The following is a 23,498-nucleotide window of genomic DNA, read 5'->3' as shown; positions in this document are numbered from 1 at the left end:
CGTCCCAGCACCGATTCACGCGCAGGGATCACAAGGTGTGAAGGGGCCGCGGCCATGGTGGCGAAGAAGACCGCCGTACAGCAGTCGGCGTCCGGCAGGAAGGCCGCCGTCGTCCCCGAGGCTGCCGCCGCCGAGAAGCCCCGGAAGCCGCGTGCCCGCGGGACGGCGAGCGAGAGGACGCCCGCCGGGACCGGCACGAGGGCGGCGCCCGAACAGGCGCCCGACAACAGCACGCCGCCCGGGACGGCGCCACCCGAGAAGACGTCCATGGAGGAGGCCACGGCCGGCAGGGCGGCAGCCCGGAAGACGGCAGCCCGGAAGACGGCGGCCACGGAGGAGGCTGCGGCCGGCAAGGCGGCGGCACGGAAGGCTTCGGCCGTGGAGGAGGTCGCGGCTGACAGGGCGGCGGGAGCCCGGAAGGTGGTGGCCGGGGAGGAGGCCGTGGGCGCCAGGGCGGCCGCGAAGGCGGTGGCCGGCGGAAAGTCGGCGGCTCAGAAGGTGGCGGCGGAGGCGGCGCTGGGTAAGAAGGCGGAAGCCAAGAGGACCGCGGCCAAGAAGGCGGCGTTCAAGGAGGTGGCGGCCAAGAAGGCGCCGGCGAGGAGGACGTCGGCCAGGAAGGCGCCGGCCGAGAGGAAGGCGGCAGTCGAGAAGGCGGCGGCCGAGGTCACCGCCCCCGAGGACCACGCCCCCCGGGGCGGGACCACGAGAAGCACCCCCACACACGGTGCGGCCAAGAAGAGCACGGCCAAGAAGGCGGGCGCGAGAAGGGCCGCGAAGCAGACGGGAGCCACGACGGTGGTTGCGAAGAAGACCCCTGGCACGGCCACGGCGACGAAGGACCCGACGAGGACCGTCGGGTCCCAGCCCGGCGAACTGGCGGTGCGCCCCGGCGAGGACCCGTGGACCCCCGAGGAGGTGACACAGGCGCGCGCGGAGCTGGAGTCCGAGGCGCTGCGCCTGCGCGGTGAGATCGACGCCTCCGAGCAGGCGCTGGTCGGCCTGATGCGCGACTCGGGCGACGGCGCCGGCGACGACCAGGCCGACACCGGCACCAAGAACATCACGCGCGAGCACGAGCTGGCGCTCGCCGCCAACGCCCAGGAGATGCTCGACCAGACCCAACGCGCCCTGGACCGCCTGGACACCAGCACCTACGGACTGTGCGAGAGCTGCGGCAAGCCCATCGGAAAGGCCCGTATGCAGGCGTTCCCCCGTGCCACCCTGTGCGTGGAGTGCAAGCAGAAGCAGGAGCGCCACTGAGGGTGTCGTACTCTCGTCCTCAGTCAGGCATCTAGGTTGAGGGACTCACGTGGCAGAGGCGGAGCGCATCATCGGTACGCCGGACATCCCAGACGCGTCGGGGACCGGGCCTGAGCAGTCCGAGGGCCGGTCCCCGGGCGAGGGCACCCGCGCGCCGGCGGAGTCCGGCACCACCGAGGCCTCCCGGGGCAGGCGCCGGATCGCGGTGCTGTTCACGGTCGCCGCCCTCGCGTACGCCCTGGACCTGGTCAGCAAGCTGATCGTGGTGGCCAAGCTGGAGCACCACGCGCCGGTGGAGCTCATCGGGGACTGGCTGAAGCTGGAGGCGATCCGCAACCCCGGTGCGGCCTTCGGCTTCGGCGAGGCCTTCACCGTGATCTTCACGGTGATCGCGGCCGTCGTGATCGTGGTGATCGCCCGGCTCGCCCGCAAGCTCTACAGCCTGCCCTGGGCCATCGCGCTCGGTCTGCTGCTCGGCGGCGCCCTGGGCAACCTCACCGACCGGATCTTCCGCTCCCCGGGCGTCTTCGAGGGCGCGGTCGTCGACTTCGTGGCGCCCAAGGGCTTCGCCGTCTTCAACCTCGCCGACTCGGCGATCGTCTGCGGCGGGATCCTGATCGTCCTGCTGTCCTTCCGGGGCCTGGACCCGGACGGCACCGTCCACAAGGACTGAGCCGCGCGGCGAGGTCCCGCAAGGCGCTCACGGGGCTCACGTGCGGCGTCGTCCCACCCGTCCGGCATACTCGACGGGTGAGCACCCTTCCCGAGATCCGTACCCTGCCCGTGCCCGACGGTCTGGAGGGCGAGCGCGTCGACGCCGCCATCTCCCGCATGTTCGGCTTCTCCCGCACGAAGGCGGCAGAGCTGGCCGCGGCGGGCAAGGTGCAGGTGGACGGCACGGTGGTCGGCAAGTCCGAGCGGGTGCGCGGCGGTGCCTGGCTGGAGGTCGAGATGCCGCAGGCTCCGGCCCCGGTGCAGGTGGTCGCGGAGCCGGTCGAGGGCATGGAGATCGTCCATGACGACGACGACGTGGTGGTGATCGTCAAGCCCGTCGGCGTCGCCGCGCATCCGTCGCCCGGCTGGAGCGGCCCGACCGTGATCGGCGGTCTCGCCGCCGCCGGGTACCGCATCTCGACCTCCGGCGCCTCCGAGCGGCAGGGCATCGTGCACCGGCTCGACGTGGGCACCTCCGGGCTGATGGTGGTGGCCAAGTCGGAGCACGCGTACACCTCGCTCAAGCGCCAGTTCAAGGAGCGCACGGTCGACAAGCGCTACCACACCCTGGTCCAGGGCCACCCCGACCCGACCAGCGGCACCATCGACGCGCCCATCGGCCGCCACCCGAACCACGACTACAAGTGGGCCGTCACCGCCGAGGGCAAGCCCTCCGTGACGCACTACGACCTGATCGAGGCGTTCCGTTCGGCCTCCCTGCTCGACGTCAAGCTGGAGACCGGGCGCACCCACCAGATCCGCGTCCACATGGCGGCCCACCGCCACCCCTGCGTCGGTGACCTGACGTACGGCGCGGACCCGACCATCGCCAAGCGCCTCGGCCTCACCCGCCAGTGGCTGCACGCCGTCCGCCTCGGCTTCGAGCACCCCGGGGACGGGCGGTGGGCGGAGTTCGCCAGCGACTACCCCGCCGACCTCCAGAAGGCCCTGGACACGGTGCGCGAGGAGAGCTGGGCGTGAGCGCCGGCCCCGCCGGACCCACGGTGCGGATCGCCGAGGACCCGGCCGACCTCGAGGCGTGCTTCGCGGTGCGCAAGGAGGTCTTCGTCCGCGAGCAGGGCGTCCCCGAGGACATCGAGTACGACGCCTGGGACGCCACGGCCGTGCACGTGCTGGCGGTCCGGTCGGACGGTGTGCCGCTCGGCACCGGGCGCCTGCTCATGGGCGAGCAGGCGGCCGAGAGGACCGGCGGCGACCCGCTCGTCGGCTCCCTGGGCCGGCTCGCGGTGACGCGGGAGGCACGGGGCCTCGGGGTCGGCGCGGCCCTGGTGCGGGCGATCGAGGACGCCGCGCGCGCCCGCGGGCTGACGGCGGTCGACCTGCACGCCCAGACCCACGCGCTGGGGTTCTACGAACGTCTCGGATACGAGGTGTACGGGCCCCTGTTCCCGGACGCCGGAATACCCCACCGGGCGATGCGGCGCACCCTGCGCCCGTAAGGCGCCGGGCCCGCGCCGCCGGGGGCATGGCAGGCTGGGGGTCTGCTCGAAGCACGTCGATCTTCTCGGAGCGCTGCCGTGGATCAGTTGGCCCTGTTGCTCCTCCTGCTGCTCGGGGCCGTGGTGAGCGTCCCCGTCGGGGATCGGCTGGGGCTTCCGGCGCCGGTGCTGATGACCCTGGGCGGCATCGGTCTGGCCCTGCTCGACTTCGTGCCGAACGTCGACATCCCGCCCGGGCTGATCCTGCCCGGACTGCTGCCACCCCTGCTGTACGCGGCGGTGCGCCGTACCTCCTGGCGGCAGTTCACCGCCAACAAGCGGCCGATCTTCCTGCTCGCGGTCGCGCTGGTGTTCATCACCACCGTGTGCGTGGCCGCCGTGGCCCACGCGGTGGTGCCCGGCCTGCCGGTCGCGGCGGCGGTCGCGCTCGGCGCCCTGGTGGCCCCGCCCGACCCGGTCGCGGCGACCGCCGTCGCGGGACAGCTCGGACTGCCCCGCCGGCTGGTGTCCATCCTGGAGGGCGAGGGCCTGTTCAACGACGTCACGGCCATCGTGCTCTACCACGTCGCCATCGCCGCCGTGGTCGGCGGCACGTTCTCGGCGCCGCGGGCCCTGCTGGAACTGGCGCTGTCCGCGGTCGTCGCCCTGGTCGTCGGGCTCGGTCTGGGCTGGATCTCCAACCGGCTGCTGAGCCTGCTCGGCGACGCGACCCTCCAGGTGGGCCTCACCCTGCTGGTGCCGTACGTGTCGTACGTCCTCGCGGAGGAGGCCCACGGCTCGGGCGTGCTCGCCGTGCTCGTCACCGCGCTGTACCTGGCGGAGTACGCCAAGGACCCCGACGACGTGCTGGTGCGGCTGGCCGGGCACACGTTCTGGGACGTGGTCGACACCCTGGTCACCGGTGTCGCCTTCGGCCTGATCGGTCTGGAGCTGCACCAGGCGATCGGCACGGCGGCGGGCCGCTGGCGCGAGATGCTCGGCTGGGCCGCCGCGATCGTGGCCGTCGTCGTGCTCGTGCGCCTGGTGTACCTCCTGCCCGCGACCTGGCTCACCAAGCGGCTGCACGCCCTGCGGGACTACGACGAGGAGATCCCGACGTCATGGCGGGAGACCGTCGTGATGTGGTGGTCCGGCATGCGCGGCGTGGCCTCGGTGGCCCTGGTCCTCGCCATCCCGCTGAAGACGGACGACGGGTCGCCGTTCCCCGACCGGGACGAGATCGTCTTCATCGCCTTCGGAGTGATCATGGCGACGCTCGTGCTCCAGGGACTCACCCTGCCCTGGCTGGTGAAGCGGCTGGGGGTGCGGGCCGACGCGGAGATCGGCAGGGCGTTCGAGCGGGAGCTGGGGATCCGCGCCGCCAAGGCGGCGAAGCGGCGGCTGAAGGAGATCGAGGAGGTCGAGGAGCTGCCGGAGGAACTGGCCGAGCAGCTGGCGCGCGGCGCCTCGGACATCGGGGTGCGGATCAGTCCCGACCTCGGCGACGAGGAACGGCGCGAGGCGTTCGAGCGGCGCGCCGAGCGGCTGAAGCGGCTGCGCCGGATCCAGGGCGAGATGCTCAGTGCGGCACGGCACGAGGTGCTGGCGGCACGCAGTGAGCCGGGCACCGATCCGGAGGTCGTCGACCGGGTGCTGCGCCACCTCGACGTGCGCAGTCTGCGCTGACGTCCGCTCACCCGCGCCGGCTCTTTGTACGGTGGGGATCATGACGCGCAACGTGGTGATCAGTGGCGGTGGTACGGGGATCGGGCTCGCGGCCGCGCGGGCCTTCGCCGCGGAGGGGGACCGAGTGCTGCTCCTGGGACGCCGAGCGGACGTGCTGGAGAGGGCGGCGGTGCCGGGCGCCCTCACCCACGCGGCCGACCTCGCCGATCCGGGCGCGGTGCGCGGGGTCGCGGAGTTCGTGGCGGCCGAACTCGGCACCGTGGACGTGCTGGTCAACAACGCCGGCGGAAACGGTGCTCTGGAGCCCGCCACGGCCCCCGAGGACCCGCTGGAGGCCGTCGCGCACACCTGGACCGTCAACGTCCGGCTCAACACCCTGACGGCGGTCCTGCTGACGGAGGCGCTGCGGGAGCGGCTCGCCTGCCCCGGCGGCCGGGTGCTGTTCCTCAGCTCGATCGCCGCCTACCGGGGCTCCGGCAGCGGCGCGTACGCCGGGGCCAAGGCCGCCCTGCATCCCTACGCCTTCGATCTGGCCCGGGAGCTGGGCCCGCGCGGTGTCACGGTGAACGTGGTCGCGCCCGGCTACATCGAGGACACCGAGTTCTTCGGCGGCCCCATGGAGCAGGCGCGGCGCGAGCTGCGCATCGCGGAGACGTCGACCGGGCGGGCCGGGACCCCGGGTGACGTCGCCCAGACCCTGCACTGGCTGGCGTCGCCCGGAGCCGGCCATGTCACCGCGCAGGTGATCCAGGTCAACGGCGGGGCCGAGCGCGGCCACTGAGGGCGGGACGGTGGCACGACGCCACTCGGCCGGGCGGGTCCGCGGACCCGCCCGGCCGAGGCGGTCAGCCCCGGCCCGTCCGCGGCTGCTCGAACGCCTTGCGGAGCGGGGTGCCGTTGCCGTGCCCGTTGCTCCTGCTTCCCGGGGACAGCACCGCCTCCGCCGTGTTGACCCGCGGCAGCGCGTAGGGGTGCTCCTCGCTCAGCCAGCGGATCATCCGCTCGCGGACCGTGACCCGCACCGTCCAGATGTCGTTGGAGTCCTTCGCCGTCACCAGCGCCCTCACCTGCATGGTGTTGGGCGTGGAGTCGGTGACCGCGAGCGCGTAGTCCCGGCCGTCCCAGGCAGGGCACTCGCGCAGCAGGTCGCGCAGCTTGGTGCGCATCGCCTCCACCGGGGCCGAGTGGTCGAGGTGGAAGAAGACGATGCCGGTCATCTGGGCGCCGCCGCGCGACCAGTTCTCGAACGGCTTCGAGGTGAAGTACGACACCGGCATGGTGATCCGGCGCTCGTCCCAGGTCCGTACCGTCAGGAACGTCAGCGTGATCTCGTCGACGGTGCCCCACTCCCCGTCCACCACGACCGTGTCGCCGATGCGCACCATGTCGCCGAAGGCGATCTGGAGCCCCGCGAACAGGTTGGCGAGCGTGGACTGCGCGGCGACACCGGCGACTATGCCGAGGATGCCGGCCGAGGCCAGCAGGGAGGCGCCGGCCGCCCGCATCTCCGGGAACGTCAGCAGCATGGAGGCCGACGCCACCACCCCGACGACCGCCGCCACCACCCGCATGATCAGCGTCACCTGGGTGCGTACCCGGCGCACCCGGGCCGCGTCGTGGTGGACGCGGGCGTAGCGGCTGTAGGACGTCTCGACGATCGCCGAGGCGATACGGATCACCAGCCAGGCGGCGGCACCGATCAGGACCAGCGTCAGGGTGCGCCCCACACCGGTCCTGTGGGCCTCCAGGAGCTGCGCCTCGGCGTAGGAGCCTCTGAGCAGGGCCGCGCAGATCACCAGCTGGTAGGGGACTCGGCCGCGGCGCAGAAGGTCCCACAGCGGCGTCTCGGGGTGCCGGCCGTTCGCCTTGCGCAGCAGCACGTCCGTGGCCCACCCGACGAGCAGCGTGAGCACGACCGAGCCGCCGACGACGATGACCGGGCGCAGTACGTTCTCCATCCTTCGAACGTAACCGGCCAGAGCCATCATGAACCTGTGACCTATCTCCACCTCGCGAAGACGCTGATCACGGCGTTGCCGGCGCCGGCTGGCACCATGGCCTCATGAACATCATGCTCTTCCACTCGACGTACGGGCTGCGGCCCGCCGTCCACGCGGCCGCCGACCGGCTCCGCGGCGCCGGACACGAGGTGTGGACCCCCGACCTGTACGACGGCCGCACCTTCGACACGGCCGAGGAGGGCATGGCCTTCAAGGAGGAGATCGGCAAGGAGGAGCTGCTGAAGCGGGCGGTCCTGGCCGCCGCGCCGTACTCGGAGCGAGGGCTCGTGTACGCGGGGTTCTCCCTGGGTGCCGCCACCGCGCAGACGCTGGCCCTGGGCGACAGCAAGGCCCGCGGGCTCCTGCTGCTGCACGGCACCTCCGACATCGCGCCGAGCGCGTCGGCGGACGAGCTGCCCGTCCAGCTGCATGTCGCCGAGCCGGACCCGTTCGAGACGGACGACTGGCTGAGCGCCTGGTATCTGCGGATGCGGCAGGCGGGCGCGGACGTGGAGGTCTACCGCTACACGGGGGCAGGCCACCTGTACACCGACCCGGAGCTGCCGGACTACGACGAGGAGGCGGCCGAGGCCACCTGGCGGGTGGCACTCGGCTTCCTCGACAGCCTGTAGGGCTCGCGCCGCCGGCGCGAGCCCCGTGGAGCGGGCCTACACGGGGTCGTAGGTCCGCTCGACCTTCTGGGTGCCGCTGCGCGTGCGGTAGGAACGCTCCCAGGACGAGGTGGCGTCCACCCTGGTGCGGTCGGACAGGACGTAGTAGTCCATCTGCGCCCGCTCGGCGGTGATGTCGAGCACGCCGTAGCCGTGCCGGTCGGTGTCCACCCAGTGGACGTGCCGGTTGGCCGCCTGTATCAGCGGCGAGGCCACCACGGAGACCATGCCCTCGGGCACCTTGACGATGTCGTCGAGGTTGTCCGAGGTCATCGAGGTGATCACGAACTCGGTGGCCGCCGAGGCGGACACCGGGTAGGTGCCGGCGTCGTAGGGCACGTCGTTGGCCCAGGACATGTGGATGTCGCCGGTGAGGAAGACCGTGTTGCGGATCGCGTTGTCCCGCAGATGGGAGAGGAGCTCACGGCGGTCGTCCGTGTAGCCGTCCCACTGGTCGGTGTTGACCGCGAGGCCGTCCTGCGGCAGACCCAGCAGCTTGGCCAGCGGCTTGAACAGGTCGGCGGTGAGCGAGCCGACGACGAAGGGTGCGATCATCACCGAGTTGCCGACGAGGCGCCAGGTGGTGTCGGACGCCTTCAGGTTGGCCTTCAGCCAGTCGAGCTGCGCGCGGCCCGTGATCGTGCGGTTGGGGTCGTCGACCGAACCGCTGGTGCCGGAGACCTGCTGGGAGCGGAAGGACCGCAGGTCCAGGAGCGAGAGGTCGGCCAGCTTGCCGAAGCGCAGCCGGCGGTAGGTGGTGCCCTCGATCGCCGGGCGGACCGGCATCCACTCGAAGTACGCCTGCTTCGCGGCGGCCTGGCGGGCCGTCCAGGTTCCCTCGGCGCCCTCCGTGTGGTTGACGGCGCCGCCCGACCAGGCGTTGTCGGCGAACTCGTGGTCGTCCCAGATCGCGATGACCGGGGCCTTGTGGTGCAGGGCCTGCAGGTCCGCGTCCGTCTTGTAGCGGCCGTGCCGGACGCGGTAGTCGGTGAGGGTGATGATCTCGTTCGCCGGGGCGTGCGGGCGGACGACCTTGCCGCGCGTCCCGTACTCGCCGCTCTTGTACTCGTAGATGTAGTCGCCCAGGTGCAGCCAGGCGTCCAGGTCGCCGCGGGCGGCCAGGTGGCGGTAGGCGGAGAAGTAGCCCGCCTCCCAGTTGGCGCAGGTGACGACGCCGAAGCGCAGTCCGGACACGGAGGCGTCGGCGGCCGGGGCCGTGCGGGTGCGGGCGACGGGGGAGTCGGTGCCGCCGGCGGAGAAGCGGAACCAGTAGTCCGTGGCCGGCTGCAGGCCCCGGACGTCCGCCTTGACGGTGTGGTCCGAGGCCGCGGTCGCGGTCACGGTGCCACGGGAGACGACATCGGTGAGCCCCTTGTCCCGGGCGAGGACCCAGCTCACCTCGGTCGCCGGGCCGAGCCCGGAGCCGGGTGTCGCCGCGGCGGTGGGCGTCACCCGGGTCCACAGCAGGATGCCGTCGGGCAGGGGGTCGCCGGAGGCGACGCCGTGCAGGAAGGCGGGGGCCTCGGCGGCACGGGCCGGAAGAGCGGCCGCGAGGGGCACGCCGAGGACGGCGGTGGCCGCAGCGGCCTTGACGACCGTGCGGCGGCGCGGGGAGAGGCCGCCCGCGCTCTCGGAGGATCGGTTTCGACTGGTCACGGACGATCAGGTTACTGATCGGTACTCGAAAGAGCGGGCGAACACCGAATGTTCGCCCGCTCTTCACGACTCGGCTACGGCGCCCGGCCGCTCCGGGCGCCGCCGGCCGAGGGTCACGCCTTGAGCGCCGCGCCCACGACCCGGTCGAAGTCCGCCACCGACATGGGCGGCTGCTTGCCGTCGGTGGTGAGCTTCTTGCCGTCCATGACGAAGCCCGGGGTGCCCGTGATGCCGTCCTTGTTGGTGGCCCAGGTCTTGGACATGGCCACGGCCCACGCGTCGTACGTGCCCTTCTTCACGGCGGCGTCGAACTTGGCGTTGTTCTTCAGGGCGGGGACGGTGTCGGCGACCTTGATGAGGTAGCTGTCGTCCTTGAACGTGTCGACCGTCTCGTCCGGGTGCCACTTCGTCGAGTACAGCGCCGACTTGTAGTCCAGGAAGGCCTGCGGGCTGACGTCGAGCGCGGCGCCCATGGCGCTCAACGCGTTCTTGGAGCCCACTCCGTTGCTGCCGATCGTGCCGTTCTGCATCTGGTCGCCGTCGAGGAACGTGCCGCCGATGTACTGGAGCTTGTACTTTCCGCTGTCGACGTCCTTGCGCACGGTCGAGCCCACGGTCTGCTCGAACGCGGCGCACGCGGGGCAGCGGGGGTCCTCGTAGACCTTGAGGGTCTTCTTGGCGCTCGCCTTGCCTATGACGACCGTGGTGCCGTTCGCGCCGGTCGTGTTCGCCGGCGCGACGACCTTCGCGCTCTTCTCGGCGGCCCAGCCGCTGGGCTTGTTGTTCTGGATGACGGCGTAGCTGATGCCGCCGACCACGGCGAGGACGCCGACGACCGAGACGGCGACGACGACCTGCCGCTTCGCCTTGTCGCGCTTGGCCTGCCGCTCGCGTTCCTGACGCAGCCGCTCACGGGCGGCGGTCTTCGCGGCCTGGCTGTTCCGCTGGCTCATGTGGTGTTCTCCCTGGGGCGCGCGTACACGGTGTACGCGGGATACGTACGGGGGGCTTGCGGTGCTCGGAGTGCTCGCGGGCGCCCGTGGACGGACGGCCGCGCCTCGAACGCCCGCGGCCGGGTCGGCCTAGGCGACGAGGGCGAGCGGCCGCGGGGGGCCCCGCCGCCCCAGGGAGTGCGTGAGAAGACGCGCGCGCATGGAGGCGACGCGCCGGGTCCGGCGCGGGCCGCGGCGCACCGGGGTCAGACGGGTGGCCACCGCGCCCAGGACGCCCACCGCGAACAGCAGCGGCCGGAACGTGGCCGCGGCCATCGCGCGCAGCGACTGGGCCAGGGCCCGCTCGCCGCGCCGCAGCCAGGCGGCGGCGAGGAGCCCCACGCTCACATGCGCGGCGAGCAGCAGCCACGCGGTGGCCGGATCGGCGTGCGCGGCCAGGAGGGCGGCGAGCCGGTCGCCTCCGCTGCCGGCCACGCCGGGCAGCGAGGTGCCCACGGCGTCGCCGCTGCACAGCAGGTCCCAGCCGACCGAGCGCAGCGGCCCTGTCACGGGACCGCCCGCGCTGCCGTAGCAGGTGTGCTGGCCGGTGGTGAACACCGTGTCGGCGGCCAGCTCCAGCGGGATCAGCGCGGCGGCGATCCTCGCGAAGCCGCGCTCACGGCCGGCCAGCGCGTAGGCGGCGGCGAAGACGGCGGCGGCGATCGCGGCCACCGTCCCCAGCGGCAGCGGGACCTCGGACAGCAGCACGTGCGACGCGGCGCTGAGCGTCACGACCACTGCCGTGAACAGCGCCGCGCGTACGGCTCTGAGCGGGGTCCCGGATATGTCCATAGCGGGGAAAGTGTCGCATGCGTTCCCGTAAGGCCCCCCTAAGAGGGGGCCTTACGAGCCTTCTACAGGCCCGGGATCCGGCCGTTGCGGAACAGGTCCACGAAGATCTGGTGGTCGGCGCGGGCACGCGCGCCGTACGCGTGCGCGAAGTCCACCAGCACTCCCGCGAAGCCCGCCTCGTCGGCGGCGATCGCCGCGTCGATGGCCCGCTCCGTGGAGAAGGGCACCAGGGACTCCCCGGACTGGTCGTCCGCCGCCGCGTGCATCGCGGCCGTGGCGCGGCCGAGGTCGGCGACCACCGCCGCGATCTCCTCCGCGTCGTCGATGTCGCTCCAGTCCAGGTCCACCGCGTACGGCGACACCTCGGCGACGAGCTGGCCCGCCCCGTCGAGCTCGGTCCAGCCGAGCCACGGGTCGGCGTGCGCCTGCAGGGCGCGCTGGGAGATCACCGTGCGGTGGCCCTCGTGCTGGAAGTAGCCGCTGATCGCCGGGTCGGTGATGTGCCGGGAGACGGCCGGGGTCTGGGCCTGCTTGATGTAGATCACCACGTCGTTCTCCAGGGCGTCGCTGTTGCCCTCCAGGAGGATGTTGTACGACGGGAGGCCGGCCGAGCCGATGCCGATGCCCCGGCGGCCGACGACGTCCTTGACCCGGTAGGAGTCCGGGCGGTCCAGGGACGACTCCGGGAGGGTCTCCAGATAGCCGTCGAACGCCGCGAGCACCTTGTAGCGGGTGGCCGCGTCCAGCTCGATGGAGCCGCCGCCCGGCGCGAAGCGGCGCTCGAAGTCGCGGATCTCGGTCATCGAGTCCAGCAGCTCGAAGCGGGTGAGGGAGCGGGCGTCGCGCAGCGCGTCGAGCAGCGGGCCCTGGGCGGTGTCCAGGGTGAAGGGCGGCACCTCGTCGCTCTTGGCGCCGGTCGCCAGGGCGTGGACGCGCTCGCGGTAGGACTCCGCGTAGACCGTGACCAGCTCGGTGATCTGCGCGTCGCTCAGGGCCTTCGCGTAGCCGATCAGCGCCACGGACGCGGCGAAGCGCTTCAGGTCCCAGGTGAAGGGGCCGACGTACGCCTCGTCGAAGTCGTTGACGTTGAAGATCAGGCGGCCCGTGGAGTCCATGTACGTGCCGAAGTTCTCCGCGTGCAGGTCGCCGTGGATCCACACGCGCGAGGTGCGGTCGTCCAGGTAGGGTCCGCCGCGCTTCTCGGAGTCCAGGTCGTGGTAGAAGAGGCACGCCGTGCCCCGGTAGAACGCGAAGGCGGAGGCCGCCATCTTGCGGAACTTCACGCGGAACGCGGCCGGGTCGGCGGCGAGCAGTTCGCCGAAGGCGGTGTCGAAGACGGCGAGGATCTCCTCGCCGCGCCTCTCGGCGCTGAGCTGCGGGACCGACATCGCTGGGTGCCTCCAGGTGCAGGTGGTGCGTGATGTGCGGGTGCGGGACGGGGTGCCCCGACCTCTTTCAGGGGGATCGGGCGGAATCCGGCGGAACCCGTCCGGAGGGTTCCAGGAGACTCCAACGCACGACGGTACGCGGGAGTGCCCAGGGCACTCGTACGCGGACACGGGTCGCACGCCCGGATGAAGGTACGGGACGCGGGCCCCGGGGTGTCAGTGGTCCGGCATAGAATTCGACGCTGTCCGCCGGACCGCCCGCAGCCCACCCCTGGAGGCCGAAGCCGTGTCGAAGACGCCGTTCACGCACCTGCACGTCCACACCCAGTACTCCCTGCTGGACGGTGCCGCGCGGCTGAAGGACATGTTCAACGCGTGCAACGAGATGGGCATGACCCATATCGCGATGTCCGACCACGGCAACCTGCACGGCGCGTACGACTTCTTCCACTCAGCGAAGAATGCCGGAGTCACCCCGATCATCGGCATCGAGGCCTATGTGGCCCCGGAGTCCCGGCGCAACAAGCGCAAGATCCAGTGGGGCCAGCCGCACCAGAAGCGGGACGACGTGTCCGGTTCGGGCGGCTACACCCACAAGACGATCTGGGCGGCGAACGCGACGGGGCTGCACAACGTCTTCCGGCTGTCCTCCGACGCGTACGCCGAGGGCTGGCTGCAGAAGTGGCCCCGCATGGACAAGGAGACCATCTCCCAGTGGTCCGAGGGGCTGATCGCGTCGACCGGCTGCCCCTCCGGCGAGGTGCAGACCCGGCTGCGCCTGGGCCACTTCGACGAGGCGCTGAAGGCCGCCGCCGACTACCAGGACATCTTCGGCAAGGGCCGCTACTTCCTGGAGCTGATGGACCACGGCATCGAGATCGAGCGCCGGGTCCGCGACGGACTGCTGGAGATCGGCAGGAAGCTCGGCATCCCGCCGCTGGTCACCAACGACTCGCACTACACGTACGCGCACGAGGCGGGCGCCCATGACGCCCTGCTGTGCATCCAGACCGGCAAGAACCTCTCCGACCCCGACCGCTTCAAGTTCGACGGCACCGGCTACTACCTGAAGTCCACGGACGAGATGTACGCCATCGACTCCTCGGACGCCTGGCAGGAGGGCTGCCGCAACACGCTCCTGGTCGCCGAGCAGGTCGACACCACGGGCATGTTCGAGAAGCGGGACCTCATGCCCAAGTTCGACATCCCCGAGGGCTACACCGAGGTCACCTGGTTCAAGGAGGAGGTCCGGCGCGGCATGGACCGCCGCTTCCCGACCGGTGTCCCCGATGACCGCCAGAAGCAGGCCGACTACGAGATGGACGTCATCATCTCGATGGGCTTCCCGGGCTACTTCCTCGTGGTCGCCGACTTCATCATGTGGGCCAAGAACAACGGCATCGCGGTGGGCCCCGGCCGAGGCTCCGCGGCCGGTTCGATCGTCGCCTACGCCCTGGGCATCACCGACCTCGACCCGATCCCGCACGGCCTGATCTTCGAGCGGTTCCTCAACCCCGAGCGCATCTCGATGCCCGACGTCGACATCGACTTCGACGAGCGCAGGCGCGTCGAGGTCATCCGGTACGTGACGGAGAAGTACGGCGCCGACAAGGTCGCCATGATCGGCACCTACGGCAAGATCAAGGCCAAGAACGCGATCAAGGACTCCGCGCGCGTGTTGGGCTACCCGTACGCGATGGGCGACCGCCTCACCAAGGCGATGCCCGCCGACGTCCTCGGCAAGGGCATCGATCTCAACGGCATCACCGACCCCTCGCACCCGCGGTACGGCGAGGCGGCCGAGATCCGGGGGATGTACGAGAACGAGCCGGACGTGAAGAAGGTGATCGACACCGCCAAAGGCGTGGAGGGCCTGGTGCGGCAGATGGGTGTGCACGCCGCCGGCGTGATCATGTCCAGCGAGACCATCACCGAGCACGTCCCCGTCTGGGTCCGGCACACCGACGGTGTGACCATCACGCAGTGGGACTACCCGAGCTGCGAGTCGCTCGGCCTGCTGAAGATGGACTTCCTCGGCCTGCGCAACCTGACGATCATGGACGACGCCGTCAAGATGGTGCAGTCCAACAAGGGGATCGACATCGATCTCCTGAGCCTCCCGCTCGACGACGTCAAGACCTTCGAGCTCCTCCAGCGCGGCGAGACCCTCGGCGTCTTCCAGTTCGACGGCGGCCCCATGCGCTCCCTGCTGCGCCTGATGAAGCCGGACAACTTCGAGGACATCTCAGCCGTCTCGGCGCTCTACCGTCCGGGCCCCATGGGCATGGACTCGCACACGAACTACGCGCTGCGCAAGAACGGCCTCCAGCAGATCACCCCGATCCACAAGGAGCTGGAGGAGCCCCTCGAAGAGGTCCTCTCGGTCACCTACGGCCTGATCGTCTACCAGGAGCAGGTGCAGAAGGCGGCCCAGATCATCGCGGGCTACTCGCTCGGCGAGGCCGACATCCTGCGCCGGGTGATGGGCAAGAAGAAGCCCGAGGAGCTGGCGAAGAACTTCGTCCTGTTCCAGGAGGGCGCCCGGAAGAAGGGCTTCAGCGACGAGGCCATCCAGGCCCTGTGGGACGTGCTGGTCCCCTTCGCCGGCTACGCGTTCAACAAGGCCCACTCCGCGGCGTACGGCCTGGTCTCCTACTGGACGGCCTACCTGAAGGCGAACTACCCCGCCGAGTACATGGCCGGACTGCTCACCTCGGTCAAGGACGACAAGGACAAGTCGGCCGTCTACCTGAACGAGTGCCGGCGCATGGGCATCAAGGTGCTCCCGCCGGACGTCAACGAGTCGGTGCACAACTTCGCCGCCCAGGGCGACGACGTGATCCTCTTCGGCCTCGAGGCCGTGCGCAACGTCGGCACCAACGTGGTCGAGTCGATCATCAGGAGCCGCAAGGCCAAGGGCAAGTACGCCTCCTTCCCCGACTACCTCGACAAGGTCGAGGCGGTCGCGTGCAACAAGCGCACCACGGAGTCGCTCATCAAGGCGGGCGCCTTCGACACCATGGGGCACACCCGCAAGGGGCTGACCGCCCAGTACGAGCCGATGATCGACAACGTGGTCGCGGTCAAGCGCAAGGAGGCCGAGGGGCAGTTCGACCTCTTCGGTGGGATGGGCGAGCAGGAGAGCAGCGAGCCCGGCTTCGGGCTCGACGTGCAGTTCACCGACGAGGAGTGGGACAAGACCTATCTTCTCGCCCAGGAGCGGGAGATGCTCGGTCTGTATGTCTCCGATCATCCGCTCTTCGGCCTGGAGCATGTGCTGTCCGACAAGGCGGACGCGGGCATCGCCCAGCTCACCGGGGGCGAGCACGCGGACGGCGCGGTGGTCACCATCGGCGGCATCATCTCGGGTCTCCAGCGCAAGATGACCAAGCAGGGCAACGCCTGGGCCATCGCCACGGTCGAGGACCTCGCGGGCTCCATCGAGTGCATGTTCTTCCCGGCGACCTACCAGCTGGTGTCCACCCAACTCGTCGAGGACGCCGTGGTGTTCGTCAAGGGTCGACTCGACAAGCGCGAGGACGTGCCCCGACTGGTCGCGATGGAGCTGATGGTCCCGGACCTGTCCAACGCGGGCACCAACGCCCCCGTGGTCCTCACCATCCCCGCGCTCAAGGTGACGCCGCCCATGATCAGCCGCCTCGGTGAGATCCTCAGCCATCACAAGGGCGACAGCGAGGTCCGCATCAAGCTCCTGGGCCCCCGCAAGACCACCGTCCTGCGCCTGGACCGGCACCGGGTGAAACCCGACCCCGCGCTCTACGGCGACCTGAAGGTCCTGCTCGGCCCCGCCTGCCTCACCGGCTGACCGCGCCAGGGGCGCACCCGAAGCGGGTGCGCCCCTGCGTGTGTACCGGGACCCCGGAGGGTCCTGACGGGCTTCAAGAACCCTGGCACCGGCCTCAGTTGTGGCCGAACCGCTTCTGCTGCCTACGAGCGGCATCGGCGGTGCTGCCCTGCACCTGCGCGATGGGCGACTGGTGCGCTTCCGCGGCGGGCCGCTGCGTGCGCTCCTGGGCCTGCTCCGACTGAGGGGAGCGACTGTGCGAGCCTGCCTGCTTGCGGTTCTTGTTCTTGGCCATGGTGACACCCTCCTAAAGGGGATCGAGTGGGCCAGGGTCGGCACCAGATTCACATAGGCTGACAAAGAGCGCATGTCGTGCAATTACCGTGCGTAATAAGGGTGGTCGATGCGCCGTGCCGAACTCCGCCACGCCGAAGATCGAGTTCGGGCCGTTAACCTCTTCGCCGTCGGGCAGACTCGAAGGAAGCCCGAAGCAAACCTCCCGGAAAGAGGGTGGATCGTGTGGACCGCTGCATCGTCCTGGTGGACGCCGGGTATCTGCTCGGGGCTGCCGCCAGCCTCATCGCCGGGGAGTCCTCCCGGTCCCGGATCACCGTCGACCACGCCGCCCTCATCCAGGGACTGCGCGAACGCGCCGAGTCGGACACCGAGCGCCCGCTGCTGCGCATCTACTGGTTCGACGGCGCCCCCGACCGCGTACCCCAGCCGGAGCACCGCAGGCTGCGGGTGATGCCCCGGGTCACCGTGCGCCTGGGCGCGCTGACCCGCAGCGACGGCCGCTGGGCGCAGAAGGGCGTCGACGCCGCGATGCACGCGGAGCTGACCGAGCTGGCCCGCAACCGCGCCTGCTCGGACGTCGTGCTCGTCACCGGTGACGGGGATCTGCTGCCGGGCATGATGGCCGCGAAGGAGCACGGGGTCGCCGTGCACCTGTGGGCCGTGCAGGCCGCGGACGGCGACTACAACCAGTCCGAGGACCTCGTCGCCGAGGCGGACGAGCGGCGCGTCCTGGACCGGGCCTGGATCACCAAGGCGGTACGGCCCAAGGAGCTGGGCGGGGTCTGCGCGCCCCCGCCCGTGCCGCGCCCGGAGATCGCGGCGATCCTGTCCGCGCCGCTGCCCGAGGCCGGGCTCACCGCCGCCGCCGAGCGGCCCGCCCCGGAACCGGAGCACGCCCCGGCCGGCGCCGCGCACAACGGCACCCAGGAGCGCGTCCCCGCCGCCAAGGGCGTCCCCACGCCGAAGGACCTGGCGGCGCTGCGGGCACCCGGCGTCCATCATCCCCACCAGCCGGCGGGCGCGACCCTGCGCTGGTCCTCCGACAAAGGCTGGGTGGACCGGCCCGTCGCGGCCGAGACACCGGAGGCCGCCTCCCTGCCCACCCTGGCGCAACTGACCTCCGCGGAGCAGCGCTGGGCCGACCGGGAGGAGGACATCACCACGGTCGGCGGTGACCCCTACGAGGTCGGACAGGTGTTCGCGCGGCGCTGGATCGAGCGGCTCGGCGACCAGAACCTGGTGCAGAAGCTGTCGGGCATGTATCCGCGGGTGCCGCACCGCATCGACGGGGAGCTGCTGCGCTACGCGGCGCGGTTCGGGCTGCTCGCCCACAAGGACGACCAGATCGACGAACACGACCGGTACGCGATCCGGGCGGGATTCTGGCGCGAGATCGACCAGCGCACGGCCGCCGAGCACGCGCCCGCGGGGGAGTGAGCCGGAGCCCCGCGCTCCGGCCCGGGCGGCCCCCCGCACCCCCCGGTCGACGACACCCCGTACCCTCGTCCCTTGTGAATACGGGCACCGCACTGGCAGGCCGGCAGGACGCCGACGGCGATGTCGTGTGCGCCGTGCGCGGGCTGACGAAGACCTATCCGGCGGTACGCGGCCGGCGCGGTGCTCCCGGCACACCCGAGGTGCGGGCCACCGACGACGTCCACCTGGACATCCGGCGCGGAGAGATCTTCGGCCTGCTCGGCCCGAACGGCGCCGGGAAGTCCACCCTCGTACGGCAGCTGACCGGGCTGATGCGGCCCGACCGCGGCCGCGTCGAGATCCTCGGCCACGACATCGTGCGCCATCCCGAACGGGCCGCGCGCATCCTCGCCTACCTCGGCCAGGAGTCCACCGCCCTCGACGAGCTGACCGTCTCGCTCGCCGCCGAGACGACCGGGCGACTGCGCGGCCTCGATCCGCGGCGGGCCCGGGCGGAGCGGGACGACCTCCTGGAGGAGCTCGGTCTCACCCCGCTCGCCGCGCGGCCGCTCAAGAAGCTCTCCGGCGGTCAGCGCCGCCTCGCCTGCTTCGCCGCCGCGCTGATGGGGGAGCGCCCGCTGCTGGTGCTGGACGAGCCCACGACCGCGATGGACCCCCTCGCACGACGGGCCGTGTGGGCCGCCGTGGACCGGCGCCGGGCCCGGCACGGCGCGACCGTGCTGCTGGTCACCCACAACGTCATCGAGGCCGAGACCGTGCTGGACCGGGTCGCCGTGCTCGACCAGGGGCGGATCATCGCCTGCGACACCCCGGCAGGCCTCAAGGCCCGGGTCGCGGGGGAGGTCCGGGTCGAGCTGGTGTGGCGCGAGCAGGCGCCGCTCCAGGTGCCCGAGGTGGCCGCGCTGCGCGAGCGGGCCGTCGAGTCGGGGCGGCGGTGGTCCCTGCGGATGGCGCCGGAGGAGGCGCGGGCGGCCGTCGCCACCGTGACCGGCGGTGCCGCGTTCGCCGCCCTGGACGACTTCACCCTCGCCACCCCCAGCCTGGAGGACGTCTACCTCGCGCTCGGCGGCAGCACCGACGGGCTGGTGAAGGCATGAGGCCCGCGCACAGCCCCCGCGCGGGGGCCGGCACGGGGGCAGTGACGAAGAGGAGCAGCGCGACGTGAGTGCCGTACCCGCCGAGGTTCTGCCCCATGCCGGGGCGGCGGCGGACCGCCAGGTCCAGGACGAGGACGCTCTCGGCCCCCGGGCGCGGCTGTGGCCGTCGCTCGTCGCCGTGTACCGGGCGCAGATGTCCCGGGCGCGGGTGGCGCGGATCCCGCTGCTGTTCGTGGCCACCTTCCAGTCCATCGGCATCATGATCATGATGCGGGGGGTCGTGGCCGGCGGGAGCGACGCGCGGTTCGTGGTCGCGGGGTCCTCCGTGCTGGTGGTGGCCTTCGTCGGACTCAACCTGCTCGCCCAGTACTTCGGACGGCTGCGCGACAGCGGCGGACTCGACCACTACGCCACGCTGCCGGTGCCGGCCGCCGCCGTGGTGCTCGGGGCGGCCGGGGCGTACGCCTCCTTCACCGTGCCCGGGACCCTGGCGACCGCGGCCTTCGGATGCTTCCTGTTCGGGCTGCCGATGGCCCATCTGTGGGTGCTGGCCGCGGTGATCCCGCTCGCCGGGGCCGCGCTCGCGGGACTGGGCGCCGCGCTCGGACTGCTCGCGCCCCGGCCCGAGCTGGCCACCCTGCTGGGTCAACTGGGCATGTCAGCCGCGCTGCTGTTGGGCGTGCTGCCCCCGCACCGGATGCCGGAGATCATCCGCTTCGTCCGGGATCTGCTGCCGTCCACGTACGGGGTCCAGGCGTTCGCCCGGACCTTCGACGGGCACCCGGACTGGACGGCGGTCCTCGGGGACCTGGGCGTGTGCGCAGCCGTCGGCGTGGCCTCGCTCGCCCTGGCCACCTGGGCGTACCGCCGTGCGGCCGTCCGGTGACGCCGCTGACAGACTCGCCTGGCAGGATGTGAAGGTGACCGCTCCGTTGACTCCGCCCCCGCCGCCGCACGAACAGTCCCCGGATTCCGCCCAGGACGTGTGGCGCTCCGCGCCCGCGGAGGCCGGACCCGGGCCGCACGGGGCGACGTCCGCCTACGCCGCGGACGGACCCGGCCTGAAGACCGAGCTGCGGGACGCCGCGGTGATCACCGTGGCCGGCATCGTCGCCGGAGCCCTGCTCGGGCTGCTGTGGGCCTGGCTGACCCCGCACGTCCCGCTGGTGGGTGAGCTGGTCGACAAGAACTGGGTCGTCTATCTGAAGGACACCGAGGGCGAGCAGGCGATCGGTGTGGACGGGACCTTCACCCTCCTCGCGGTCGGCTTCGGCGTGGTCAGCGCGGTGGCCGTGTTCCTGGCGCGCAGGAAGGGCGGAGTCCCGCTGGTGGTGGGGCTCGCCCTGGGCGGACTGCTCGCCTCGCTGCTCGCCTGGCGCCTGGGCGTCTGGCTGGGCCCCGAGAAGGACGTGATCGCGCACGCCAAGGCGGTCGGCAAGGGGGTCACCTTCCCCGCGCCGCTGAAGCTGGGCACCAAGGGGGCGCTGCTGGCCTGGCCGGTGTCCGCGCTGCTGGTGCACCTGGGCCTGACGGCCCTGTTCGGCCCCCGCGACCCCGACCCGTACGACAACGCCTACGGGCAGCAGCCGACCCCGCCGCCGACGGCCTGACCGGCGCCGGGCCCCGGAGCCCGGCGTGCGGGGGCCTCCCGTCCGGCGAAGGCCCGCTCCGCGGTCCTGTCCGACCCGGACGAAAGGCCCAGGGACGTGGTCACGCGGGCCTGTGGCCGTGGTTCGCGTGGCCCTTCTTCATGCGCCACTTGCGCTTGCGTGTCCTTTTCGACATACCTCCGTGGTAACCCAGAACGGCGGATACGTCGACCGGTGCGGTGCGCGCCGGCGCGGCCGGCGCCTTATCGGCGGACGATCGGCGCGAACGCGGCGCCCGTGACGTCCGCCAGATCGCCGGGTGCCAGTTCCACCTCGAGGCCCCGGCGGCCCGCCGACACGCAGATCGTTGCGTGGTCCTTCGCCGAGGCGTCCAGAACCGTGCGCAGCCGCTTGCGCTGGCCCACCGGCGAGATGCCGCCGAGCACGTACCCGGTGGTGCGCTCCGCCTGCGCGGGGTCCGCCATCGCGGCCCGCTTGCCGCCCACCGCCGTCGCCAGGGCCTTCAGGTCCAGCGTGCCGGCCACCGGAACCACCCCGACCACCAGCGCGCCGTCCACGTCCGCCACCAGCGTCTTGAAGACCCGGTCCGGCGGGACGCCCATCGCCTCGGCCGCCTCCTCGCCGTAGGAGGGGTGGGAGGGGTCGTGGTCGTAGGCGTGGACCGTGAACGCCACCCCCGCCGCCGTCAGCGCGACCGTGGCCGGAGTACCGCCCTGCTGCTTCTTCGGCTTCTTCGCCATCCCGGCTGCTCCCCCGAGGTCGTGCGTCAGTTCAGGCTCGTCGGACTGCGGGTCAGGTCCGCGGCCGGCAACGAGGGCAGACTACGGATGATCGCCGTCTCCGCGCGCAGCAGTTTCAGCTCGTCGCGCAGCCGTGAGGCGGTGTCCGGGGCCTGGAGCAGCCGCTGCTTGGTCGGTGTGTCCAGCATCGCCGCCGCGGCCACCAGATAGGAGACCACCGACGGTTCGTCCGGCAGTTCGGTGCCCGAGGACAGGGACCTCTCCCGCGCGCCCGCCAGACGCTTCTGGTACTGGCGGAACGCCCGCAGCACGCCCTCGGCGAGCGCGCCCGCCTCGTCGCCCGGCTCCTCGGGCAGCTCCTCCAGCTCCGCCGTCATGTACGGCCCCGAGGTGTCCACCGACAGCACCCGGACCCGGGTGGTGCCGGTCGCGAGCACCTCGAACGTGCCGTCGGCCCGCTCCCGGATCGTCGCCGCGTCCGCGACGCAGCCCACGGAGTGGAACGCCGTGGCCGGGTCGGTGCCGAATCCCGCAGCGGGCCCCTGGTCGGGCAGGGCCGTCGGGTCGGGCATGCCGGGCGCGCTGGGAGCCACCTCGTGGCCGTCGCGGATCGCGACGACGGCGAAGCGGCGCGGTTCGTCCTCGGAGGTCTTCAGGAGCTCGCGCATCATGGCGCGATAGCGCTCCTCGAATACGTTCAGCGGGAGGACGAGTCCCGGGAACAGTACTGAGTTCAGCGGGAAGAGCGGAAGCCGGACGGTGGTCACGACCAGAAAGCCTAATGGTCGAACCGGGCGACGTGTCCGGTGCGCCCACCAAAGGAAAGGAACGAGCGTGCCTCACGGACCGCGGGAGCCGGTCGCGCCGCCGCGGCCACGCGCGCCCTCAGCTCCAGGAACGCCCCCAGCGGATCCCGCCCGGAGCGCTCCCGATCCCGGCCCCGCTCCCGGTCCCAGGGGAAGGAGGTGGCGTACGGGCCGGTCATGCGCAGTTGGGTCAGCGCGTCCTCCCAGCGCTCCAGGGCGGCCAGGACATGGGCGAGGAGGTTGCGGACCTCCGCGGGCCACGGGTCCCCCACCGCGTACCGCGCCGACAGGCCGATGGCCCGGTCCGCCGCCGCGTGCAGTCGGGCACCGGCCACCGACGCCCCGCCGTCCGCCTCCAGGCACGAGAAGGCGGCGCGCAGCGGCAGCGCCTGCACCAGGGAGTCCCGCCGCGCGTCCTGCGCGGCCGTCTCGGCGAAGTCGAGACACGCGCCGTACGAGCCGGTCCACCGGGAGGCGAGGTAGCGCAGGGCCGCCACATGGCACCCGTAGTGGTGCGGGGAGCGGCTCACCGCCTCGCCCCACAGCCGCTCGAAGTCCCGGTGGCCGGCGCCGGAGCCGCGCGCGTGGTCCAGCGCCAGCCGCCACGGCACCGGATCGCGTGGATCGACCCCGGTGGCCGCCACGATCAGGGGAGTCATCCGGCCGAGCAGTTCGGTGCGGGCCGGCGAGCCCCAGGCGCGGGTCAGCGCCAGTTCCGCCCTCAGCAGCAGGGCGTCCGGATCGTCCGGGTCGGTGGCGCACCAGGTGCGCAGCCACTCGTCGCGCGAGCGGGCGAAGGCGGCGAGCCGGGTCAGGTATCGGTCGCGCTCCTCCCACTCGGCCGCGTCCCGGGTGGCGGCGAGCAGCCCGGCCGCCGGGCCGTGGTCGCCGTGGGCCGCCGCCACCAGCGCGGGCGCCAGGCGTTCGTCGGGGGCGTCGAGCAGTACGTCCTCGTCCGCCGGCAGTCCGGGGGAGAGGTGGGGGGAGTGACGGGCCGTCCGTGTCCGCAGGACGAGCGCGCGAAGCGTTGCCATGGTGCTGACCATTGAAAAGCCGCAGGTCGGGGCCGCGCTAGAGGCACGGTGCAATCCGTGGTTGGTTGTGCCCG

General features: G+C 72.0%; 21 protein-coding genes. 12 read left to right on the top strand and 9 right to left on the bottom strand.

The window, feature by feature from the left end; genetic code table 11:
* Positions 1 to 54: 54 nt before the first annotated feature.
* From AB0C59_RS23090 to AB0C59_RS23065, 6 genes are all read left to right on the top strand, one after another.
* Positions 55 to 1,260 (top strand): TraR/DksA family transcriptional regulator, encoded by a 1,206-nt coding sequence (locus AB0C59_RS23090; protein WP_363007457.1) that lies wholly within the window; start codon positions 55 to 57, stop codon positions 1,258 to 1,260.
* Positions 1,261 to 1,309: 49 nt separating this feature from the next.
* Positions 1,310 to 1,933: a signal peptidase II gene (lspA, locus tag AB0C59_RS23085; protein ID WP_363007455.1), complete on the top strand. Its 624-nt coding sequence runs from the start codon at positions 1,310 to 1,312 to the stop codon at positions 1,931 to 1,933.
* Between the two features lie 77 nt (positions 1,934 to 2,010).
* Positions 2,011 to 2,955 (top strand): RluA family pseudouridine synthase, encoded by a 945-nt coding sequence (locus tag AB0C59_RS23080; protein ID WP_363007453.1) that lies wholly within the window; start codon positions 2,011 to 2,013, stop codon positions 2,953 to 2,955.
* Complete coding sequence (locus AB0C59_RS23075) at positions 2,952 to 3,434, top strand: GNAT family N-acetyltransferase (RefSeq protein ID WP_363007451.1); 483 nt, start codon at positions 2,952 to 2,954, stop codon at positions 3,432 to 3,434. Before AB0C59_RS23080 ends, AB0C59_RS23075 begins: the two co-directional genes overlap by 4 nt.
* A 78-nt stretch (positions 3,435 to 3,512) precedes the next feature.
* Entirely contained in the window at positions 3,513 to 5,099 is a 1,587-nt protein-coding gene (locus tag AB0C59_RS23070; protein ID WP_363007449.1) for a Na+/H+ antiporter, read from the top strand.
* A gap of 40 nt (positions 5,100 to 5,139) precedes the next feature.
* Positions 5,140 to 5,880, top strand: a complete 741-nt coding sequence (locus tag AB0C59_RS23065; RefSeq protein WP_363007447.1) for an SDR family oxidoreductase — start codon at positions 5,140 to 5,142, stop codon at positions 5,878 to 5,880.
* A gap of 64 nt (positions 5,881 to 5,944) precedes the next feature.
* Here the strand turns inward: AB0C59_RS23065 and AB0C59_RS23060 are convergent, their stop codons facing one another.
* The gene (locus AB0C59_RS23060) at positions 5,945 to 7,057 is read right to left on the bottom strand and encodes a mechanosensitive ion channel domain-containing protein (RefSeq protein WP_363007445.1); all 1,113 of its coding nucleotides are present in this window, start codon (positions 7,055 to 7,057) and stop codon (positions 5,945 to 5,947) included.
* A 104-nt stretch (positions 7,058 to 7,161) separates the two neighbouring features.
* On the opposite strand from AB0C59_RS23060, the gene AB0C59_RS23055 reads away from it, so the two are divergent.
* Positions 7,162 to 7,731, top strand: a complete 570-nt coding sequence (locus AB0C59_RS23055) for a dienelactone hydrolase family protein (protein WP_363007443.1) — start codon at positions 7,162 to 7,164, stop codon at positions 7,729 to 7,731.
* Positions 7,732 to 7,767: 36 nt separating this feature from the next.
* Here AB0C59_RS23055 and AB0C59_RS23050 read toward each other — a convergent pair whose 3' ends face one another.
* The 4 genes from AB0C59_RS23050 to AB0C59_RS23035 all read right to left on the bottom strand — a co-directional run bounded on the left by AB0C59_RS23050 (position 7,768) and on the right by AB0C59_RS23035 (position 12,598).
* Positions 7,768 to 9,426: an alkaline phosphatase D family protein gene (locus AB0C59_RS23050; RefSeq protein ID WP_363007441.1), complete on the bottom strand. Its 1,659-nt coding sequence runs from the start codon at positions 9,424 to 9,426 to the stop codon at positions 7,768 to 7,770.
* 113 nt (positions 9,427 to 9,539) lie between these two features.
* Positions 9,540 to 10,379 carry a thioredoxin domain-containing protein gene (locus tag AB0C59_RS23045; RefSeq protein WP_363007439.1) on the bottom strand — a complete coding sequence of 280 codons (840 nt, stop codon included), beginning with the start codon at positions 10,377 to 10,379 and terminating at the stop codon, positions 9,540 to 9,542.
* A gap of 129 nt (positions 10,380 to 10,508) precedes the next feature.
* Positions 10,509 to 11,210, bottom strand: a complete 702-nt coding sequence (locus AB0C59_RS23040; RefSeq protein ID WP_363007437.1) for a hypothetical protein — start codon at positions 11,208 to 11,210, stop codon at positions 10,509 to 10,511.
* A gap of 62 nt (positions 11,211 to 11,272) precedes the next feature.
* Positions 11,273 to 12,598 (bottom strand): DUF2252 domain-containing protein, encoded by a 1,326-nt coding sequence (locus AB0C59_RS23035; protein ID WP_363007435.1) that lies wholly within the window; start codon positions 12,596 to 12,598, stop codon positions 11,273 to 11,275.
* A gap of 286 nt (positions 12,599 to 12,884) precedes the next feature.
* Between AB0C59_RS23035 and dnaE the strand changes: the two genes are divergently transcribed.
* A complete protein-coding gene (gene dnaE / locus AB0C59_RS23030; protein ID WP_363007433.1) occupies positions 12,885 to 16,424 on the top strand; it encodes a DNA polymerase III subunit alpha in 3,540 nt (1,179 codons plus the stop codon).
* A 94-nt stretch (positions 16,425 to 16,518) separates the two neighbouring features.
* On the opposite strand, the gene AB0C59_RS23025 is transcribed toward dnaE, so the two are convergent.
* Positions 16,519 to 16,698 (bottom strand): hypothetical protein, encoded by a 180-nt coding sequence (locus tag AB0C59_RS23025; protein ID WP_363007431.1) that lies wholly within the window; start codon positions 16,696 to 16,698, stop codon positions 16,519 to 16,521.
* Between the two features lie 224 nt (positions 16,699 to 16,922).
* On the opposite strand from AB0C59_RS23025, the gene AB0C59_RS23020 reads away from it, so the two are divergent.
* The 4 genes from AB0C59_RS23020 to AB0C59_RS23005 all read left to right on the top strand — a co-directional run bounded on the left by AB0C59_RS23020 (position 16,923) and on the right by AB0C59_RS23005 (position 20,844).
* Positions 16,923 to 18,137, top strand: coding sequence for an NYN domain-containing protein (locus tag AB0C59_RS23020; protein ID WP_363007429.1), 1,215 nt, complete (start codon positions 16,923 to 16,925; stop codon positions 18,135 to 18,137).
* Positions 18,138 to 18,262: 125 nt separating this feature from the next.
* A complete protein-coding gene (locus tag AB0C59_RS23015; RefSeq protein ID WP_363007617.1) occupies positions 18,263 to 19,234 on the top strand; it encodes an ABC transporter ATP-binding protein in 972 nt (323 codons plus the stop codon).
* 64 nt (positions 19,235 to 19,298) lie between these two features.
* Positions 19,299 to 20,120, top strand: a complete 822-nt coding sequence (locus tag AB0C59_RS23010; RefSeq protein WP_363007427.1) for an ABC transporter permease — start codon at positions 19,299 to 19,301, stop codon at positions 20,118 to 20,120.
* A 34-nt stretch (positions 20,121 to 20,154) separates the two neighbouring features.
* On the top strand, positions 20,155 to 20,844 hold the full coding sequence (locus AB0C59_RS23005; RefSeq protein ID WP_363007425.1) for an AAA family ATPase: 690 nt from the start codon (positions 20,155 to 20,157) through the stop codon (positions 20,842 to 20,844).
* A 242-nt stretch (positions 20,845 to 21,086) separates the two neighbouring features.
* Here the strand turns inward: AB0C59_RS23005 and ybaK are convergent, their stop codons facing one another.
* Genes ybaK through AB0C59_RS22990 form a run of 3 tightly spaced genes read right to left on the bottom strand, consistent with a single transcriptional unit; the run spans position 21,087 to position 23,424 of the window.
* On the bottom strand, positions 21,087 to 21,584 hold the full coding sequence (gene ybaK / locus AB0C59_RS23000) for a Cys-tRNA(Pro) deacylase (protein ID WP_363007423.1): 498 nt from the start codon (positions 21,582 to 21,584) through the stop codon (positions 21,087 to 21,089).
* A 26-nt stretch (positions 21,585 to 21,610) separates the two neighbouring features.
* A complete protein-coding gene (locus tag AB0C59_RS22995) occupies positions 21,611 to 22,351 on the bottom strand; it encodes an LON peptidase substrate-binding domain-containing protein (protein ID WP_363007421.1) in 741 nt (246 codons plus the stop codon).
* Between the two features lie 11 nt (positions 22,352 to 22,362).
* Positions 22,363 to 23,424, bottom strand: coding sequence for a hypothetical protein (locus tag AB0C59_RS22990; protein ID WP_363007419.1), 1,062 nt, complete (start codon positions 23,422 to 23,424; stop codon positions 22,363 to 22,365).
* Between the last annotated feature and the right edge of the window lie 74 nt (positions 23,425 to 23,498).

Origin of the sequence: Streptomyces sp. NPDC048664, assembly GCF_040650555.1 — a bacterium.
Lineage (GTDB): Bacteria > Actinomycetota > Actinomycetes > Streptomycetales > Streptomycetaceae > Streptomyces.
This window is presented reverse-complemented; position numbering and strand designations above follow the sequence as displayed.

Coding starts and splice junctions, on each gene's coding strand:
- AB0C59_RS23090 (WP_363007457.1), top strand. CDS start 55: ATGGTGGCGAAGAAGACCGCCGTACAGCAGTCGGCGTCCGGCAGGAAG.
- AB0C59_RS23065 (WP_363007447.1), top strand. CDS start 5,140: ATGACGCGCAACGTGGTGATCAGTGGCGGTGGTACGGGGATCGGGCTC.
- AB0C59_RS23060 (WP_363007445.1), bottom strand. CDS start 7,057: ATGGAGAACGTACTGCGCCCGGTCATCGTCGTCGGCGGCTCGGTCGTG.
- AB0C59_RS23055 (WP_363007443.1), top strand. CDS start 7,162: ATGAACATCATGCTCTTCCACTCGACGTACGGGCTGCGGCCCGCCGTC.
- AB0C59_RS23045 (WP_363007439.1), bottom strand. CDS start 10,379: ATGAGCCAGCGGAACAGCCAGGCCGCGAAGACCGCCGCCCGTGAGCGG.
- AB0C59_RS23040 (WP_363007437.1), bottom strand. CDS start 11,210: ATGGACATATCCGGGACCCCGCTCAGAGCCGTACGCGCGGCGCTGTTC.
- AB0C59_RS23035 (WP_363007435.1), bottom strand. CDS start 12,598: ATGTCGGTCCCGCAGCTCAGCGCCGAGAGGCGCGGCGAGGAGATCCTC.
- AB0C59_RS23025 (WP_363007431.1), bottom strand. CDS start 16,698: ATGGCCAAGAACAAGAACCGCAAGCAGGCAGGCTCGCACAGTCGCTCC.
- ybaK (WP_363007423.1), bottom strand. CDS start 21,584: ATGGCGAAGAAGCCGAAGAAGCAGCAGGGCGGTACTCCGGCCACGGTC.
- AB0C59_RS22990 (WP_363007419.1), bottom strand. CDS start 23,424: ATGGCAACGCTTCGCGCGCTCGTCCTGCGGACACGGACGGCCCGTCAC.